This window comes from Bradyrhizobium sp. Ce-3 (assembly GCF_022835695.1).
Taxonomy (GTDB): domain Bacteria; phylum Pseudomonadota; class Alphaproteobacteria; order Rhizobiales; family Xanthobacteraceae; genus Bradyrhizobium.
This window is the reverse complement of the sequence record NZ_BQUV01000009.1, coordinates 249,313-264,867: the sequence shown is the minus strand read 5'-3', so window position 1 is coordinate 264,867 and position 15,555 is coordinate 249,313. Positions and strand designations below refer to the sequence as shown.

The 15,555-nt window shown below is 65.1% G+C and carries 18 protein-coding genes and 1 riboswitch; of the genes, 14 read left to right on the top strand and 4 right to left on the bottom strand.

The features are described from left to right. Window positions 1–147 precede the first annotated feature (147 nt). The gene (locus BRSPCE3_RS28780; protein ID WP_194459583.1) at window positions 148–885 is read left to right on the top strand and encodes a response regulator; all 738 of its coding nucleotides are present in this window, start codon (window positions 148–150) and stop codon (window positions 883–885) included. A 2-nt stretch (window positions 886–887) separates the two neighbouring features. Further along, entirely contained in the window at window positions 888–2,237 is a 1,350-nt protein-coding gene (locus BRSPCE3_RS28775; RefSeq protein ID WP_244069717.1) for an ATP-binding protein, read from the top strand. Window positions 2,238–2,294: 57 nt separating this feature from the next. Here the strand turns inward: BRSPCE3_RS28775 and BRSPCE3_RS28770 are convergent, their stop codons facing one another. Continuing rightward, window positions 2,295–2,489 carry a hypothetical protein gene (locus tag BRSPCE3_RS28770; protein WP_244069716.1) on the bottom strand — a complete coding sequence of 65 codons (195 nt, stop codon included), beginning with the start codon at window positions 2,487–2,489 and terminating at the stop codon, window positions 2,295–2,297. Window positions 2,490–2,865: 376 nt separating this feature from the next. Between BRSPCE3_RS28770 and BRSPCE3_RS28765 the strand changes: the two genes are divergently transcribed. The 7 genes from BRSPCE3_RS28765 (at window position 2,866) to BRSPCE3_RS28735 (ending at window position 9,666) form a co-directional block, all read left to right on the top strand. Continuing rightward, complete coding sequence (locus BRSPCE3_RS28765) at window positions 2,866–3,390, top strand: lytic transglycosylase domain-containing protein (RefSeq protein ID WP_244069715.1); 525 nt, start codon at window positions 2,866–2,868, stop codon at window positions 3,388–3,390. A 176-nt stretch (window positions 3,391–3,566) separates the two neighbouring features. Beyond that, a riboswitch (TPP riboswitch) is annotated at window positions 3,567–3,709 on the top strand. Next, a complete protein-coding gene (locus BRSPCE3_RS28760; protein ID WP_244069714.1) occupies window positions 3,697–4,710 on the top strand; it encodes an FAD-dependent oxidoreductase in 1,014 nt (337 codons plus the stop codon). It overlaps the preceding riboswitch by 13 nt. Beyond that, window positions 4,701–4,898: a sulfur carrier protein ThiS gene (gene thiS / locus BRSPCE3_RS28755; RefSeq protein WP_028332603.1), complete on the top strand. Its 198-nt coding sequence runs from the start codon at window positions 4,701–4,703 to the stop codon at window positions 4,896–4,898. The genes BRSPCE3_RS28760 and thiS overlap by 10 nt, the downstream gene beginning before the upstream one ends. 178 nt (window positions 4,899–5,076) lie before the next feature. Continuing rightward, entirely contained in the window at window positions 5,077–5,859 is a 783-nt protein-coding gene (locus tag BRSPCE3_RS28750; RefSeq protein WP_244069713.1) for a thiazole synthase, read from the top strand. Then, window positions 5,846–6,454, top strand: coding sequence for a thiamine phosphate synthase (locus BRSPCE3_RS28745; protein WP_244069712.1), 609 nt, complete (start codon window positions 5,846–5,848; stop codon window positions 6,452–6,454). The genes BRSPCE3_RS28750 and BRSPCE3_RS28745 overlap by 14 nt, the downstream gene beginning before the upstream one ends. Before the next feature lie 181 nt (window positions 6,455–6,635). Then, window positions 6,636–8,534 carry a phosphomethylpyrimidine synthase ThiC gene (gene thiC, locus BRSPCE3_RS28740; protein ID WP_244069711.1) on the top strand — a complete coding sequence of 633 codons (1,899 nt, stop codon included), beginning with the start codon at window positions 6,636–6,638 and terminating at the stop codon, window positions 8,532–8,534. Between the two features lie 226 nt (window positions 8,535–8,760). Continuing rightward, window positions 8,761–9,666 (top strand): hypothetical protein, encoded by a 906-nt coding sequence (locus tag BRSPCE3_RS28735; RefSeq protein WP_244069710.1) that lies wholly within the window; start codon window positions 8,761–8,763, stop codon window positions 9,664–9,666. A 125-nt stretch (window positions 9,667–9,791) separates the two neighbouring features. On the opposite strand, the gene BRSPCE3_RS28730 is transcribed toward BRSPCE3_RS28735, so the two are convergent. Then, on the bottom strand, window positions 9,792–11,465 hold the full coding sequence (locus BRSPCE3_RS28730; protein WP_244069709.1) for an NAD(P)/FAD-dependent oxidoreductase: 1,674 nt from the start codon (window positions 11,463–11,465) through the stop codon (window positions 9,792–9,794). Window positions 11,466–11,635: 170 nt separating this feature from the next. Here BRSPCE3_RS28730 and BRSPCE3_RS28725 point away from each other — a divergent pair, with 170 nt between their 5' ends. Further along, on the top strand, window positions 11,636–12,031 hold the full coding sequence (locus BRSPCE3_RS28725; RefSeq protein WP_244069708.1) for a hypothetical protein: 396 nt from the start codon (window positions 11,636–11,638) through the stop codon (window positions 12,029–12,031). A 242-nt stretch (window positions 12,032–12,273) separates the two neighbouring features. Here the strand turns inward: BRSPCE3_RS28725 and BRSPCE3_RS28720 are convergent, their stop codons facing one another. After that, window positions 12,274–12,819 (bottom strand): phosphohydrolase, encoded by a 546-nt coding sequence (locus BRSPCE3_RS28720; protein WP_244069707.1) that lies wholly within the window; start codon window positions 12,817–12,819, stop codon window positions 12,274–12,276. Window positions 12,820–12,867: 48 nt separating this feature from the next. Between BRSPCE3_RS28720 and BRSPCE3_RS28715 the strand changes: the two genes are divergently transcribed. Further along, window positions 12,868–13,386, top strand: coding sequence for a mismatch-specific DNA-glycosylase (locus tag BRSPCE3_RS28715; RefSeq protein ID WP_244069706.1), 519 nt, complete (start codon window positions 12,868–12,870; stop codon window positions 13,384–13,386). Between the two features lie 57 nt (window positions 13,387–13,443). On the opposite strand, the gene BRSPCE3_RS28710 is transcribed toward BRSPCE3_RS28715, so the two are convergent. Continuing rightward, window positions 13,444–13,878 carry a hypothetical protein gene (locus BRSPCE3_RS28710; protein WP_244069705.1) on the bottom strand — a complete coding sequence of 145 codons (435 nt, stop codon included), beginning with the start codon at window positions 13,876–13,878 and terminating at the stop codon, window positions 13,444–13,446. Window positions 13,879–13,994: 116 nt separating this feature from the next. Here BRSPCE3_RS28710 and BRSPCE3_RS28705 point away from each other — a divergent pair, with 116 nt between their 5' ends. The 3 genes from BRSPCE3_RS28705 to BRSPCE3_RS28695 are packed head-to-tail and all read left to right on the top strand — an operon-like array spanning window position 13,995 to window position 15,371. Further along, on the top strand, window positions 13,995–14,501 hold the full coding sequence (locus tag BRSPCE3_RS28705; RefSeq protein WP_375709972.1) for a YeeE/YedE family protein: 507 nt from the start codon (window positions 13,995–13,997) through the stop codon (window positions 14,499–14,501). Between the two features lie 2 nt (window positions 14,502–14,503). After that, on the top strand, window positions 14,504–14,980 hold the full coding sequence (locus BRSPCE3_RS28700; protein WP_244069703.1) for a DUF6691 family protein: 477 nt from the start codon (window positions 14,504–14,506) through the stop codon (window positions 14,978–14,980). Window positions 14,981–14,984: 4 nt separating this feature from the next. Next, complete coding sequence (locus BRSPCE3_RS28695) at window positions 14,985–15,371, top strand: RidA family protein (RefSeq protein ID WP_244069702.1); 387 nt, start codon at window positions 14,985–14,987, stop codon at window positions 15,369–15,371. Window positions 15,372–15,555: the final 184 nt, after the last annotated feature.

Below are 15,555 nucleotides of genomic sequence, written 5' to 3'. Positions count from 1 at the left end.
ATTTCAAAGAATTAGCTTGATGACAGAACGCTAACTTTTCTCCCCATCGCCGACCTGTTTAACTCGACCGGCTGGGCAAGACTTCAGAAATACACTGAAACAAAATTCCTGAGCCGCTTTCCCCGAATCACGGACAAAAAGACCGGTATGACCCAGGCTGCTCCCAATATCCTTGTCGTCGAGGACGATCGCGAGACGCGGTCCCTCATCGCAAAATATCTCCGGACCAATTCCTGTCATGTCACGACCGCCTCCGACGGCCGCGAGATGGCCAAGGCGATGACCGACCACCGCGTCGATCTGCTGGTGCTCGACGTCATGCTGCCCGGCGAGGACGGCCTCAGCCTGTGCCGCAAGGTGCGGGCGGAGTCGCAGACGCCGATCATCATGCTGACGGCGCGCGGCGAGGACGTCGACCGCATCCTCGGCCTCGAGATGGGCGCCGACGACTATCTGGCGAAGCCGTTCAACCCGCGCGAATTGCTGGCACGGATCAACGCGGTGCTGCGCCGGCAGGCCGCCGCGCGCAACGCCAGCGCGATCGAGGGCGCGACCACGCTGACCTTCCTCGGCTGGCGCATCGACATCCGCCTGCGCGAGCTGCGCAACCCCGAAGGCGCCCGCGTTGCCATGACCAGCGCCGAGTTCGACCTGCTCCGCACCTTCTGCGAGCGGCCCGGCCGCGTGCTGTCGCGCGACAGCCTGCTCGACCTGACGCAGGGCCGCAGCGCCGGCTCGTTCGAGCGTTCGATCGACGTGCTGGTCAGCCGTATCCGACGCAAGATCGAGCCCGATCCGCAGGAAGCCACCATGATCAAGACGGTGCGCTCCGGCGGCTATGTGTTCACGCCGAGGGTGGAGGCGGTTTCCGCCACGAACAACTGATCATGAAGCTGCTGCGCGTGGTGAGTCTGCGGGGGATCGGCGCCCAGATGGCGGCGCTGGTCGTCGTCTCGATCGTCGCGCTGCACCTGATCATCACCGCCACCTTCCTGATCCATCGCCCGGACAGGTTGGAGCCTTCGGATCGCTGGCACACCCAGCTCGCTGCCACCGCGCAGCTGCTCGGGCACGCCCCGGCGTCGGAGCGGCCGCGGCTCCTGGCCGACGTCGCCCGTGCCTTCCCGCAGCTTGCGATCGGCGAGCTGCCGGCCGACGCCGGCGCGCTCACCGAAACCGATACGCCGAGCCTGCATGCGCTGCGCCGGCTCGGTGCCGGCTATCGCGTCTTCTCGCTGCCGCGCGAGGCAGGCGGCACGCCGCACGACAACGACGTCCGCCGCGTCGCGATCCGGCTGCCCGACGGCGCGATGTTCGCCGCGAACCTGATGCCGGATCAGCACATGCGGCCGTTCTGGGGCGGGCCGTGGATGATGACGGTGCTGTTCGCCGTCATCAGCGTCACCCTGCTCGGCCTGTGGGCGGCCTGGGCGCTGACCGCGCCGCTGTCGTCCTTCGTCAAGGCGGCCGAGACCTTCAGCCTGAACGGCGCCGCGGCACCGCTGCCCGAGCGCGGCCCCGAGGAGATCCGCTCGCTGGCCAAGGCGCTGAACCGGATGCGCGAGCGCATCACCGCATTGATCGACGACCGCACCAAGATGCTGGCCGCGATCAGCCACGATCTGCGCACGCCGATCACGCGGATGCGGCTGCGCGCCGAATTCATCGAGGACGAGACCAATCGCCACCGCATGCTGCGCGACCTCGACCAGATGCGCTCGATGCTGGAATCGGTGCTGTCGTTCCTGCGCAACGACCGCAAGCTCGAGGCGATGACGCTTGTCGACATCGCGAGCACGCTGCACCTCGTCACCGACCAGTTCGTCGACATGGGCCACAAGGTCAATTACGAGGGCCCGCAGCACGCGATGGCGACCGCGCGGCCCGCCGACCTGCATCGCTGCATCACCAATCTGGTGGACAATGCCGCCCGCTTCGGCGGCGAAGTGACCGTCCGCCTCGACGCCAAGCCCGACCGCCTCGTCGTCGACATCGAGGACGACGGCCCCGGCATTTCCGACGCCCACAAGGCGACCGTGCTGGAGCCGTTCGTGCGCGGCGACCAGGCGCGCAACATGGACGAGGCCGAAGGCTTCGGCCTCGGCCTGTCGATCGCCAACGCCATCGTGCTCGCGCATGGCGGGACGCTGTCGCTGCACGATCGCAAGCCGCACGGGCTGGTGGTCCGGATCGAATTGCCGACGCGGCAGCAGCCGTTGCAGAAATCCGCGGCCTGATCAGCCGGAGCTGACCGGCGACAGGGCTGGTGCGCGATTACATCCGCGATCAAGGCGTCAGGCGGCCAGCGGCGTCAGCTGCGCTGTGTCGTAGATCGCGACGGCCTCGAAGCGGTAATTGCAGGCGCGGCAATTCCACAGATAGGACGTGCGGCCTTCGCTGTGCTCCACCCAATCGGGCCGAGCAATCGGCTTGCCGCATTGCGCGCAGGGATTTTCGCGAGGCATATAGCCGGTGTCCTGACGGACCATGGCGCATCTCCCGAATGGTGTTTTTTGCCTGCTTAGGAACGGACAGACGTGCTGACTGAACACGCGCGCTGTCGTGCGATGGAGTGTAAACCTTCATCGAGTCGTTTGCACGAAAAACCGCTGTGGATAGCGTGCGGCAAAATCGGTCGAGAGAGTTGACGGCTGGAATCAGCGGCGATGACAATTCTCGGCTGCGACGATTGAAGCGAACAATTTGAAGCATGCATCGCGCAATCGCGTCGCCCGCTTCCAGCATCCGGACAATCGCGGACGCAGAACCTTCGCCGATGCGAAGGTTTTGCCACATTCCTGCCCGCTCGCCGTACCAATGAGACCGCAGAACCGACGCGCGTTTGATCACCCGGGCGTATCAGAGATGAAGACCGTTCAGACCCTTAGCTGCCTTGCCGCCATCGCGTTGCTTGCGTCCTGCGCCGGCGCGCAGGCGCAATCGCGCGCGCAATATGAAGCCATGGTGGCGGCGGAGGCCCAGGCCAATCTGGTGCCGGAAGAGCTGGTGCATCGCGTCATCGTGCGCGAGAGCAAGTACCATCCGCAGCTGATCGGACGCGGCGGCACCATCGGGCTGATGCAGATCAAGCTCGGCACCGCGCGCGGCCTCGGCTACACCGGTACCGCCGAGGGTCTGCGCGACCCCGGGACCAACCTCAAATACGGCGTCAAATACCTCGCCGGCGCCTATCGCGCCGCCAATGGCGATCACGACCGAGCCGTGCGTTATTTCGCGGGCGGGTATTACTACGTCGCAAAGCGGCAGCGCGGCGGGCACCTCAAGGAAGCGACGCATGGCGGCTCGGGTGCACCGCCGAAGGTGCTCGCCGGGCAAGAGCAAATGACGACGGATACCGCCGGGCCGAAGCCGGAACAGGCCGAAAAATAGGCCGATCGCGTCAGCACGCCGCTGACGTCATGACGCAGCCCAGCCCCCTCGACGCCCGTGCATCACGCGATCGTTCCACGAGCAACCTCGTGTGAGTGGGTGCGGCACCACCGCGCGCCCGCCGGTTGCGATTCCTGGCATACAAGTTGACACATCCGCCCATCAGCCTACATTAGAGCCGTTCCGAGGGGTGCTCCGAAGGAGGAGCTGAGATACCGCAAGCTTGGACTTCGCCATCAGGCGATCAGTTCGGGACCGCGGTGACCCTTTGAACCTGATCCGGGTCATGCCGGCGAAGGGACAGGGATGTATCAGACGTCAAGACCGCGGGGGGATTCCCCCGTCTCCATCATCGGCGCAGGCATAACCGGCGCCTGGCATGCGCTGTTGCTCGCAGAGGCCGGACGTGCCGTCACCCTGCATGAGCGCAGTGACGCGGCGATGACGGAATCCACAAGCCACTGGGCAGGCGGCATGCTCGCGCCGTGGTGCGAGGAGGAGGCCGCCGAGCCCGTCATCACCCGCCTCGGCATCCGCTCGCTCGCGCTGTGGCGGCAGCATGTTCCGGAAACGGCCTTCAACGGCTCGCTGGTGGTGACGCATCCGCGCGACCGCGCCGATTTCGAGCGCTTCGCCCGCCTCACGTCCGGTCATCGCCGGCTCGACGCCGAGGGCGTCCGCTCCCTCGAGCCGGCGCTCGAAGGCCGCTTCCGTGACGGCCTGTTCTATCCCGACGAAGGCCATGTCGAGCCGCGCCGCGTGCTGCCGCGGCTGCATGCCGCGATCGCCAGGGCCGGCGGCGCCATCAAGTTCGGCAGCGACGCCGAGGTTGAGGATCTCGATGGTCTCGTCATCGACTGCCGCGGTCTCGCCGCGCGCGATCGCGAGCCGACGCTGCGCGGCGTCAAGGGCGAGATGATCGTCATCGAGACCGCCGAGGTCGAGCTGTTGCGCCCGGTGCGGCTGATCCATCCGCGCTGGCCGCTTTACGTGATCCCGCGCGGCGACGGCCGCTTCATGCTGGGCGCGACCTCGATCGAGGCCGAGGATAACGGCGTCAGCGTGCGCTCGGCGCTGGAATTGCTCGGGGCCGCCTATGTCGTGCATCCGGCGTTCGGCGAGGCGCGGATCGTCGAATTCGGCGCCGGGCTCCGTCCGGCCTTTCCCGACAATCTGCCGAAAATCAGGATCGAGCAGGAACGCATCACGGTGAACGGACTCTACCGTCACGGCTTCCTGCTGGCGCCGGCGCTGGCCGAGCTGACGCTTGCCTATCTGTCGCGCGGCGAAATCGACAATGAGGTGATGCAATGCGCGTGATCGTGAACGGCGAGCAGCGGGAGATTGCGGCTTCCAGTGTCGATGCGCTGCTGGCCGAGCTCGACTACGAGGGCACGCATTTCGCGATCGCGCTGAATTACGACGTGGTGCCGAAGAGCCGCTGGGCCGAGACCGCGTTGAAAGCCGGCGACGAGATCGAGATCATCACACCGCGGCAGGGAGGGTGATGGGATGACGTTTCATGCAGGCTCTCTTCCCACGTCGTCCCGGCGAAGGCCGGGACCCATACTCCGCGGCCCTTCATTGAGGCACGCGGGGCGACGTTCCATCCGACAATTGCCAGTCGTGGTTATGGGTCCCGGCCTTCGCCGGGACGACAGATTGATTTGAGGAGACACCACGGACATGGTGAATTTCTACGGCAAATCCTTCCCCTCCCGCCTGCTGATCGGCACGGCGCTGTATGCCTCGCCCGCGATCATGCAGAATGCGATCCGCGCCTCCGGCGCCAGCATCGTCACGGTGTCGCTCCGCCGCGAAGCCGCGGGCGGCAAGACCGGCGATGCGTTCTGGTCGCTGATCCGCGAGCTCGGCGTCACCGTGCTGCCGAACACCGCGGGCTGCCGCAGCGTCAAGGAGGCGGTGACCACCGCAAAGCTCGCGCGCGAATTGTTCGGCACGCCCTGGATCAAGCTCGAGGTGATCGCCGACAACGACACGCTGCAGCCCGACGTGGTCGGCCTGGTCGAGGCCGCCGCCATCCTGATCAAGGACGGTTTTGAGGTGTTCCCCTATTGCACCGAGGATTTCTCGGTCGCCTCGCGCCTGGTCGAGGCCGGCTGCAAGGTGGTGATGCCGTGGGCCGCGCCGATCGGCAGCGCCAAGGGCATCACCAACCGCGATGCGCTCAAACTGCTGCGCGACCGCCTGCCCGACATCACGCTGGTGGTCGACGCCGGCCTCGGCGCGCCATCGCATGCGGCGCAGGCGCTCGAACTTGGTTACGACGCCGTGCTGCTCAACACCGCGGTGGCGAAAGCCGCCGATCCCGTTGCGATGGCCAATGCCTTCCGGCTCGGCGTCGAGGCCGGCCGCACCGCTTACGAAGCCGGGCTGATGGAAGCCCGCGACTTCGCCTCCCCCTCCACCCCTGTCGTTGGGACCCCGTTCTGGCATGCCGTATCCTGATCCATTCTATCCCGTCGTCGACAGCGTTGCTTGGGTCGAGCGACTGACCAAGCTCGGCGTCGGCACCATCCAGCTCCGCGCCAAGGAGCTCGACGATGCCGGGGCGCTGCAGATCGTCAGCGATGCGCTGGCCGTGACCAAGGGCACGGGCACGAAACTCGTCGTCAACGACTACTGGCGCGCGGCGATCGTGGCCGGCGCCGAGCATCTGCATCTCGGCCAGGAAGACCTCGCGGAAGCCGACCTCGGTGAAATCCGCAAAGCAAAACTGACGCTCGGCGTCTCCACCCATGACGATGCCGAGCTCGCCGCCGCGCTCGCCGCGAAGCCCGACTATGTCGCGCTCGGCCCGATCTTCTTCACCACGCTCAAATCGATGCGGTTCGAGCCGCAGGGCATCCCGAAGATCACCGAATGGAAGAAGCGGATCGGCACGATCCCCCTTGTCGCGATCGGCGGCATCAAGTTCGAGCACGCCGCCGAGATCTTCGCCGCCGGCGCGGATTCGATCGCCGTCGTCAGCGACGTCACCCAGAACGCCGACCCGGACGCGCGGGTGCGGCAATGGCTCGGCCTCAGCGCGGAGGCCGCGTGATGCACACTCTCGTTCCACACACCCTGCCGTCATCGCCCGGCTTGACCGGGCGATCCAGTACGCCGCGGCGTCTCCGTATCCCGCCGCGGCCTCTGGAATACTGGCTCCCCGCTTTCGCGGGGATGACAGCGGTACTCAACTCGCGCGCAGCGCTGCCAACGAACTAAAAGGAGGATCCCTCATGAACATCCGCTCCAACCCCGACACCACGCTCCCCGCCGTCACCACCGGTTCGCTGCCCGCCTCGCGCAAGATCTTCGCGACGCCCGCAAGCGCGCCCGACCTCCGCGTGCCGCTGCGCGAGATCATCCTGTCCGAAGGCGCCGGCGAGCCGAACCTGCCGGTCTACGACACCTCGGGTCCCTACACCGATCCCGACGTCACGATCGACGTCAACTCCGGCCTGCCGCGCAATCGGCTCGCCTGGGTCAAGCAGCGCGGCGGCGTCGAGGAATATGACGGCCGCACCATCAAGCCGGAGGACAACGGCAATGTCGGCGCATCCCACGCCGCCAAGGCCTTCACCGCGCACCACAAGCCGCTGCGCGGCCTCGACGGCCACAAGATCACCCAGCTCGAATTCGCCCGCGCCGGCATCATCACCAAGGAGATGATCTACGTCGCCGAGCGCGAGAATCTCGGCCGCAAGCAGCAGCTCGCGCGCGCCGAGGCTGCGCTTGCCGACGGCGAAAGCTTCGGCGCCGCGGTGCCGGCCTTCATCACCCCGGAATTCGTCCGCGACGAGATCGCGCGGGGACGGGCCATCATTCCCTCCAACATCAACCATGCTGAATTGGAGCCGATGATCATCGGCCGCAACTTCCTGACCAAGATCAACGCCAATATCGGCAACTCGGCGGTGACCTCGTCGGTCGAGGAAGAGGTCGACAAGATGGTGTGGGCGATCCGCTGGGGCGCCGACACCGTGATGGACCTCTCGACCGGCCGTAACATCCACACCACCCGCGAATGGATCTTGCGCAACTCGCCGGTACCGATCGGCACCGTGCCGATCTACCAGGCGCTGGAGAAGTGCGAAGGCGATCCCGTCAAGCTGACCTGGGAGCTCTACAAGGACACCCTGATCGAGCAGTGCGAACAGGGCGTCGACTATTTCACGATCCACGCCGGCGTGCGGCTGCCCTACATCCACCTCACCGCCAACCGCGTCACCGGCATCGTGTCGCGCGGCGGCTCGATCATGGCGAAGTGGTGCCTCGCGCATCACAAGGAGAGCTTCCTCTACACCCACTTCGACGAGATCTGCGACCTGATGCGCAAGTATGACGTCTCGTTCTCGCTCGGCGACGGCCTGCGCCCCGGCTCGATCGCCGACGCCAACGACCGCGCGCAATTCGCCGAGCTGGAGACGCTCGGCGAGCTCACGAAGATCGCATGGGACAAGGGCTGCCAGGTCATGATCGAGGGCCCCGGCCATGTGCCGATGCACAAGATCAAGATCAACATGGACAAGCAGCTCAAGGAGTGCGGCGAAGCGCCGTTCTATACGTTGGGACCGCTGACGACCGACATCGCGCCGGGCTATGACCACATCACCTCGGGCATTGGCGCGGCGATGATCGGCTGGTTCGGCTGCGCGATGCTCTGCTACGTCACGCCGAAGGAGCATCTCGGCCTGCCCGACCGCAACGACGTCAAGGTCGGCGTCATCACCTACAAGATCGCGGCGCACGCGTCCGATCTCGCCAAGGGCCACCCGGCGGCGCAGCTCCGCGACGATGCGCTCAGCCGTGCCCGCTTCGACTTCCGCTGGCAGGACCAGTTCAACCTCGGCCTCGATCCCGAGACCGCGAAGAACTTCCACGACGAGACCCTGCCGAAGGAAGCCCACAAGGTCGCGCATTTCTGCTCGATGTGCGGCCCGAAGTTCTGCTCGATGAAGATCACCCAGGACGTCCGCGACTACGCCGCGACGCTGAACGACCCGACCGGCGTCGGGGCGTCGATGTCAGGCACCATCGAAGACGGCATGGCGACGATGAGCGCCAAGTTCAAGGAGATGGGCGAGAACCTGTATCTCGACGCGGACAAGGTGAAGGAGAGCAATCGGGTGTTGTGAGGCATCGCGCTCACCGCCCGTCATGCCCGGGCTTGACCCGGGCATCCATCGAAAACGTGGAGGCCGGGCATAGCCCGGCCTCTTTCGTCTAGACTCGTATTCAAAAATGCAATTGCTCGTTCGAACTCATTCGGATGGCACGGCTCCGTAGCTGCGGAATACTCTTTCCGGTGAGGTAGATAAATTCAACAGACCCACTAATTGGCAGCAATAGACGGGAAGCAAAATGCCTGAACATTTCGAATCCAGCGCTCCTTATCGAGACCTCGTCGATAATGACAAGCCAGCGAAGGCAGTTGAGGAAGGCCTCGCCTATCTCGCTGCTCGACGTCTTGCCGTTGGCGATCAGCAATACCATAAAGATCACAAAGGAACGCCGTTTTACATCCTCGGTTACTCGGCCTTCGCGTGTCATGACTACACGTCGGCCAGCCTTTATTTCGATGCCGCCGCCGAAGCCGACCTACGCTATCACCAAGGCGATCTCAACACACCGGCCCTACGGTTCATCCAAATTCTCCATGCGCCAAAAGAAGATCTTCTTGCGAGTGGGATCATTGCTCAAATCGAAGCGCAAACCCAAGCATTGCTAGCCGAGTATCAAAACCGGCATTTGCACGAAGCCATCGGCTTGTCCGATCTCCGCACTCGTTTTTTCGAGAGGATCTTGAAAAATGGTCCGCCTCATCTTCGGACGCTTCTCACAGCATTCATCTCATTCGTGGCAGAAAGTGACTATCGCGCGAAGCAGTTCGAGCTCGTTGCAGAAGGCTCGCGCGAACCCTTCTTTTTACATTTATTCCGCGGATGTGTCCTGTTCGAAAGCTTGCTGAAAAGTGCGCCGGGTGCTCCGAATTTTTCGAACATGAATAAGGCTCTCAGCCACTACAAAAGTCAGCTTCGGCTCCGCAGCCCGATCCGAGCAGGAGCGAAACAATTCGATACGGTGGTTGCGAGCCTTGCTCCAAATATGGACATTGATCAAGCCATCTATAGCTGCGCTCAAACACGCAATACAATTGGACACAATCTCGTCTGGGCCACGACTAATTTGAACTCGCAGACTTATAACTGGTTAGTACAGAACGTCGGCGTATCCTGCATTCATGCGATTTCAAGACTCTACCCGTGACGATTGGACCGATACATTATCGAGCAAGCGTAGCCCGAATGAGAAATCCGTAGCGTGAGTTGACCGAAGGCGTAACCCACCGATTAGCGGCGAGAGATGATGAGCTACCCTTTCGCTGGCCCACCCTACGATGCCGACGCGACAGCAGCTTTCGCTCGGGCTTCACCGCCCGCCCTCTTCCCAAACTCAATCTCCCGATACCCTTCCGCCGCCACCCCGTTGATGATCCCCAGAAACTTCGGCGTCCCACCGTTGTAGACGAAGTACCGCACCGTCCCCTCTTCGTGCCCTGCCACGTTGGAGTTGTAGCCGGTGAACCACGACTTGGCTTTGCGCATCAGCATGATCTCGTACATCTTGGCGACATGCGCGGTCCAGCGCTGCTGCGCCTCTTCTGTGGCGTCGGCGCGGGTCAGGCCGCGGTCCCACATGTGTTGCAGCAGGTTGGTGCACCAGTTGACGCCGTTCTCGATGCCGCGCGGAAAGTTGGTCGAGGCGGAGGCGCTTTGCGGGCCGGTGGGCATCAGCAAATTCGGGAAGCCGTGCACGAGCATGCCGAGGAAGGTGGACGGTGCGTGTTTCCACTTGTCGGCGAGGCGCTCGCCGCCGATGCCCCTGATGTCGATCAGGTCGTAGGCGCCGGTGATGGCGTCGAAGCCGGTGGCGTAGACGATGATGTCGAAGTCGTAGTCGCCCGCCGTGGTGCGCAGGCCCGATGCGGTAACGCGGATCAGCGGCGTCTCGCTGAGATCGACAAGATGCACGTTGTCGCGGTTGTAGGCCTCGAAATACCTGGTCTCCAGCGGCAGGCGCTGCACGCCAAAACCGTGATCCCGTGGGATCAGCTTCTCGGCGACCTTGGGATCATTGACGCGGCGGCGGATGCGGCCCGCGATGTATTCCGACAGCTCCGCATTGGCGGCTTCATCCATGAAGATCTCGCGGAAGTTCGCGAGCCAGATGCCGAAGCCGGGCTCGTCGTAGAGCCTGTCCCACAGCGCAAGCCGCTCCTCGCGGCTCACCTCGTAGAAGCCGCGCTTGTCGGGGCCGTGCACGAAGCTCCCCGGCGTCAGCGCGCAGGCGGCGAAGATCTCGTCATAGCGCGCGCGGATGTCGGCCATCTCGGCCTCCGAGATCTCGGAGTTATTCAGCGGTGCGCTCCAGTTCGGCCGGCGCTGGAACACGGTGAGCTCGCCAACCTTGTCGGCGATCTCGCCGATCAGCTGGATGCCGGTGGCGCCGGTGCCGATCACGGCGACCTTCTTGCCCTTGAGATCGACCGGCTCGTGCGGCCAATAGTAGGTGTGGAAGGAAAGTCCCTTGAAATCCTCGATGCCGGGCACGCGCGGCATGGTCGGCGCCGAAAGCAGGCCGATCCCCAGCACGACGAAGCGGCAAGTCAGGGTGCGACCGTCGCTGAGCCTGAGCTGCCAGAGGTCGCGCGCCTCATCGAACTGCATCGCCTCGACCTTGCAGTTGAACTGCATGTGCCTGCGCAGGTCGAACTTGTCGGCGACGTGATTGAGGTAGCGCAGATTCTCGGGCTGGCCGGAGAAGCGTTCCTTCCAGTGCCACTCGTCGAGCAGCTCGCGCGAGAACGAGAAGCCGTAGGTGTAGCTCTCGGAATCGAAGCGGCAACCGGGATAGCGGTTCCAGTACCAGGTGCCGCCGAGATCGGGCGCGGCTTCCAGCACGGTGGCGTCGATGCCGAGATCGGCGAGCCGCTTGATCTGGTAGATGCCGGCGACGCCGGCGCCGACCACGATCACCTCGTAATGGGTTTTCGCCTCTCCCGTCATGTCAGCTCCCAAATTCTTCTTGATCTGTTCGGCGGGATTACAGACCGTTTTGCGCGCGCAGGCAACCGCATGCGAGCGGGCGCAACTTGCGTCGAGGCGCTGCAAGCGCCACATCGCTGCAGACGTCCCGCATGTCGCTACGCTCATGCGGGCTACGCAGTTGAGGCGACATGACCGACAATCTCACCGGCGTCTGGGACGGCAGCTACATGCAGCCGAGCGGCATGGTCACGTTCCTGGCGACGCTGATCGACGCCGGCGGCGCGCTCGGCGGCAGCGTGACCGAGCCCTGCGTGATGCCGGGCTGCCCGCTCAGCACCCACAATGCGTCGCTCGCCGGTCACCGCTCCGGTAGCGCCGTCTCGTTCGTCAAGCGCTACGAACCACCGGGCTACGGCTATGACACGGTCCACTATGAAGGCGCCGTCAACGCCGACGCGACCGAGATCGACGGCCGTTGGAGCATCCGCGGCACGGCGTTCTCGGGACGGTTCCTGATGGTGCGCGCGACGGGGCCGGCGCAGGCGGTCACGGCCGAAGACGAGATCAAGGAGCCGGTGCGTTAGCGCCTGATGAGATCGCGGGAATCGAGCCGCGACCTCGCCCCGCTTGCGGCAGGGCATGTCCCAAGGCGCGAGGTGAGGCGCGCCTGCGTCACTTCGGAATAATAGAATAATGCCACTGAGTTGCCCGACATGTCAAGTGGCCGTGTCGAATGCCGGCACGCCGCCGGCTACTGTGCATGGGGTTGTTTTCGATATTTTGGCAATGCGCCCTGCGGAGGCAGGCCGTATGCGGTTGGAGCCCCTCAGCCCAGCGACGCGAGCTCACGCGCGAGGTTGTCGCGGGCGCGGCGGTCATGGGTCGCCGCAAAGCCGGCATCGGGGAAGATCACCGGACGCTCGGCGAAGTGGCGCAGCACCCTGGCGCGGCCGGCGCGATAATCGGCATCGCCGACATGGATGAACTCCTGACGGATCGCCGCCGCATAGGCATCGTAGCGGGCGGGCTCGGCGCCGAGGATGCTGAGGTCGATCGAGATCAGGATCGCACCGAGACGATCGCCGGCCTCAACGTTGTGCGTCCTGGTCAGGCGGATCAGGCGGCCGACCTCATGGCTGAGTTCGGCGCGGACATGCCGTTCGGCGAGCTGCGCGCTCAACTCCTCATTGTCGGGCCGGGTCGCATCGTAGACGACATCGTGCCACCAGATCGCTTCCGACAATATCTCGCGCTCGGCCGCAGACAGGCCGTCGAGACGCGCGAGCGCCGCAAGGCAATCCTCGATATGTGCGAGGTTGTGATAGTGGCGGCCAGATGCCGTGTAGGCGGCGGCCAATTCGTCGCGGGTCATCGCCGAATGATAGAACGGCAGTGGCGGAAATGGTAGGCAATAGCCCGGATGAGCGAGCTGCCCGACACCCACCTCCACCGCCTGCCCGACCAGCTCCGCGCCGATCTGCGCCTGGTGTTCGTCGGCACCGCCGCGAGCACGCGCTCGGCGGCGGTCGGGCATTACTACGCGCATCCCGGCAACCGGTTCTGGCGCGCGCTGCACGAGGCCGGCATCACGCCGCGGCTTTATCGGCCCGACGAGTTCGCAGCCTTGCTCGCGCTCGGCATCGGCTTCACCGATCTCTCCAAGACCGGCGCCGGGATGGATCATGAGATTGCGCTGCAATCGTTCGACGTGATCGGCTTCAGGACGAAGATCGAAACGTTTCGGCCGAAGACCATCGCCTTCACCAGCAGGAAGGCGGCGAGCCTGTTCTATCAAAGGCCGACCAGCGCGCTTGCGCTGGGGCGGCAGCCGCCGACGAGCGGATTCCCCGACGTGTTCGTGCTGCCGTCGCCATCGGGCGCGGCGTCAGGGCACTGGAGCCTGCAGCCGTGGCGCGAGCTGGCCAGGTGGATCACGTAGACATCTCTGTCATTCCGGGGCGCGCTTCTTAGCGCGAGCCCTGGAATGACGATGCCCTCACTCCTTCAACGTGATCGCCAGCCCGCTGAGGTCGACATTGGCCATCAGCCCGACCTGCTTGCCGCTCAATTCGAGCACGGCGCCGTTCTGGTTGGTCAGGAGGATGCCGCGCACGCCGGCGCCGAGCGCTACGCCCATGCCGGCCGCGGCGTAGACGCCGGCGATGTCCTGGGCGCGACGGATGTTGCGCACCTTGCCCTGCAACGTGGTCTGCGAGCCGCCGAACACCAGGCCGTAGTCCAGCCCCCCGGCGGTGAGCCCGTAGGTCTGGCCGTGGAAGGTCAGGACGCCCTTGCCGGCCGAGCCGCCGAACACCCAGCCGCCCTTGAAGATCACGAGCGTCACCGCGCCCTCGTCAGCCAGCGCGGCGGACGATCCGGTGAGCAGCGCCAGCGCGAGCAGCGCGGCACGGGTGACGAACGACAATCTCATGGGAAGTTCTCCAGATCGAATCGCGGCAATCCGACCGGGCGGCGGCACCTCGAAATGCCGGCAAAACACGCGGGATTGCGCTTGTTCATGTTGGCGCGGAGACTATCATCGCCCACATGGTCGCGCGACCATCGGCGCATGTGCGCGCACCGCTTTGCGCCAGCGCTGAGGAGTTTGCGCAACAGGGACCGGCATCGATGCACGATTTCACCCCACTTTCCGGCCTTCTCGGCGGCGCGCTGATCGGGCTCGCCGCGGCGGTGTTGATGCTGCTGACCGGGCGAATCGCCGGGGTCACCGGCATCGTCGGCGGCCTGCTCCAGCCCGATACCGCCGATCGCCTCTGGCGCATCGCGTTCATCGCGGGGTTGATCGCAGCGCCCCTGATTGCGGCGCTGTTCGGCGCGCCGCTGCCGCGGCCGGCGATGAATGCCAGCCTCGTGGTGGTCGCGATCGCGGGCCTTCTGGTCGGGTTCGGCACACGGATGGGCAATGGCTGCACCTCGGGCCACGGCGTCTGCGGCTTCGCGCGGCTGTCGGGCCGCTCGATCGCGGCGACGTTCATCTTCATGGCGGCGGCGATCGCGACGGTCGCGATCGTCAGGCACGGGATCGGAGGCTAGCGATGCCGGTTCTCGCAAGCTTCGTTTGCGGCCTGATCTTCGGCGCGGGCCTGCTGATATCAGGCATGACCGATCCGCAGAAGGTGCTCGGCTTCCTCGATCTGTTCGGCGCCTGGGATGCGACGCTCGCCTTCGTGATGGCGGGTGCGGTTGCGGTCGCAGCGACGGGCTTTGCGATCGCGCGAAGGCGCACCGCGCCGGCCTTCTCGGCGCACTTCCTCTGGCCCGACCGCAACGACATCGATGCGCCGCTGGTTGGCGGCGCCGTGCTGTTCGGCATCGGCTGGGGCCTCGCCGGCATCTGCCCCGGGCCGGCACTGGTCAATCTCGCCGGGCTGTCGCTGCCGATCGTGGTGTTCGTCGTCGCGATGCTGGCCGGCATGATCGGCCAGAATCTGTTCGGCAAGAATCTCTGGCGCCGCCGCACGCCGGCGCCGCGTACCGAAGACCATCCACTTCCATCTCGCGCAGACGGGTGACCTCATGACTGCAATCAAGCACTTCCCTCCTCCGCCCGGCGTCCAGGCGCCGCCACTCTCGTTCGGCGCCCGCGTCGGCGATCTGCTGTTCATCTCCGGCATTCCCGGCTTCGACGCCAACCGCGAGCTGCCGGACAGCTTCGAGGCGCAGTTCGCCAATGTCGTCACCAATTTCAAGCGCGTGCTGGATGAGGCGGGCGCGACGATGCGCGATCTCGTCAAGGTCAACGTGCTGCTGACCCGCGCCAGCGACGTCGCCACCATGAACGCACTCTATGCCGGTGCGTTCGGCCCCGCGCCCTATCCCGCGCGCACCACCTGCGTGGTGCTGGCGCTGCCCAATCCGAAGATGCTGATCGAGATCGAGGGCGTGGCGCACGTGAAGGGGTGATGGCGTCATTCCGGGGCGCGCCACTTGGCGCGAGCCCTCGGGTGCGCAACCGCGCACCTGGGAATGACGAGTGGAAAGAGCGCACGCGCGACGCTGGGGCCGCGTTCCCGTTCACAAGCAAATGCGGTGGTTATGGGTCCCGGCCTTCGCCGGGACGACGATGTGGAGAGAGCAGCGCGCTGTC

What these genes read in the sequence shown, in the direction of transcription:
- BRSPCE3_RS28725 (WP_244069708.1), top strand. Translation starts at nt 11,636, where the DNA reads ATGACCGACAATCTCACCGGCGTCTGGGACGGCAGCTACATGCAGCCG.
- BRSPCE3_RS28765 (WP_244069715.1), top strand. Translation starts at nt 2,866, where the DNA reads ATGAAGACCGTTCAGACCCTTAGCTGCCTTGCCGCCATCGCGTTGCTT.
- BRSPCE3_RS28770 (WP_244069716.1), bottom strand. Translation starts at nt 2,489, where the DNA reads ATGGTCCGTCAGGACACCGGCTATATGCCTCGCGAAAATCCCTGCGCG.
- BRSPCE3_RS28705 (WP_375709972.1), top strand. Translation starts at nt 13,995, where the DNA reads ATGGTCGCGCGACCATCGGCGCATGTGCGCGCACCGCTTTGCGCCAGC.
- BRSPCE3_RS28745 (WP_244069712.1), top strand. Translation starts at nt 5,846, where the DNA reads ATGCCGTATCCTGATCCATTCTATCCCGTCGTCGACAGCGTTGCTTGG.
- BRSPCE3_RS28780 (WP_194459583.1), top strand. Translation starts at nt 148, where the DNA reads ATGACCCAGGCTGCTCCCAATATCCTTGTCGTCGAGGACGATCGCGAG.
- thiC (WP_244069711.1), top strand. Translation starts at nt 6,636, where the DNA reads ATGAACATCCGCTCCAACCCCGACACCACGCTCCCCGCCGTCACCACC.
- BRSPCE3_RS28720 (WP_244069707.1), bottom strand. Translation starts at nt 12,819, where the DNA reads ATGACCCGCGACGAATTGGCCGCCGCCTACACGGCATCTGGCCGCCAC.
- BRSPCE3_RS28750 (WP_244069713.1), top strand. Translation starts at nt 5,077, where the DNA reads ATGGTGAATTTCTACGGCAAATCCTTCCCCTCCCGCCTGCTGATCGGC.
- BRSPCE3_RS28730 (WP_244069709.1), bottom strand. Translation starts at nt 11,465, where the DNA reads ATGACGGGAGAGGCGAAAACCCATTACGAGGTGATCGTGGTCGGCGCC.
- BRSPCE3_RS28735 (WP_244069710.1), top strand. Translation starts at nt 8,761, where the DNA reads ATGCCTGAACATTTCGAATCCAGCGCTCCTTATCGAGACCTCGTCGAT.
- BRSPCE3_RS28775 (WP_244069717.1), top strand. Translation starts at nt 888, where the DNA reads ATGAAGCTGCTGCGCGTGGTGAGTCTGCGGGGGATCGGCGCCCAGATG.
- BRSPCE3_RS28710 (WP_244069705.1), bottom strand. Translation starts at nt 13,878, where the DNA reads ATGAGATTGTCGTTCGTCACCCGTGCCGCGCTGCTCGCGCTGGCGCTG.
- BRSPCE3_RS28760 (WP_244069714.1), top strand. Translation starts at nt 3,697, where the DNA reads ATGTATCAGACGTCAAGACCGCGGGGGGATTCCCCCGTCTCCATCATC.
- thiS (WP_028332603.1), top strand. Translation starts at nt 4,701, where the DNA reads ATGCGCGTGATCGTGAACGGCGAGCAGCGGGAGATTGCGGCTTCCAGT.
- BRSPCE3_RS28700 (WP_244069703.1), top strand. Translation starts at nt 14,504, where the DNA reads ATGCCGGTTCTCGCAAGCTTCGTTTGCGGCCTGATCTTCGGCGCGGGC.
- BRSPCE3_RS28695 (WP_244069702.1), top strand. Translation starts at nt 14,985, where the DNA reads ATGACTGCAATCAAGCACTTCCCTCCTCCGCCCGGCGTCCAGGCGCCG.
- BRSPCE3_RS28715 (WP_244069706.1), top strand. Translation starts at nt 12,868, where the DNA reads ATGAGCGAGCTGCCCGACACCCACCTCCACCGCCTGCCCGACCAGCTC.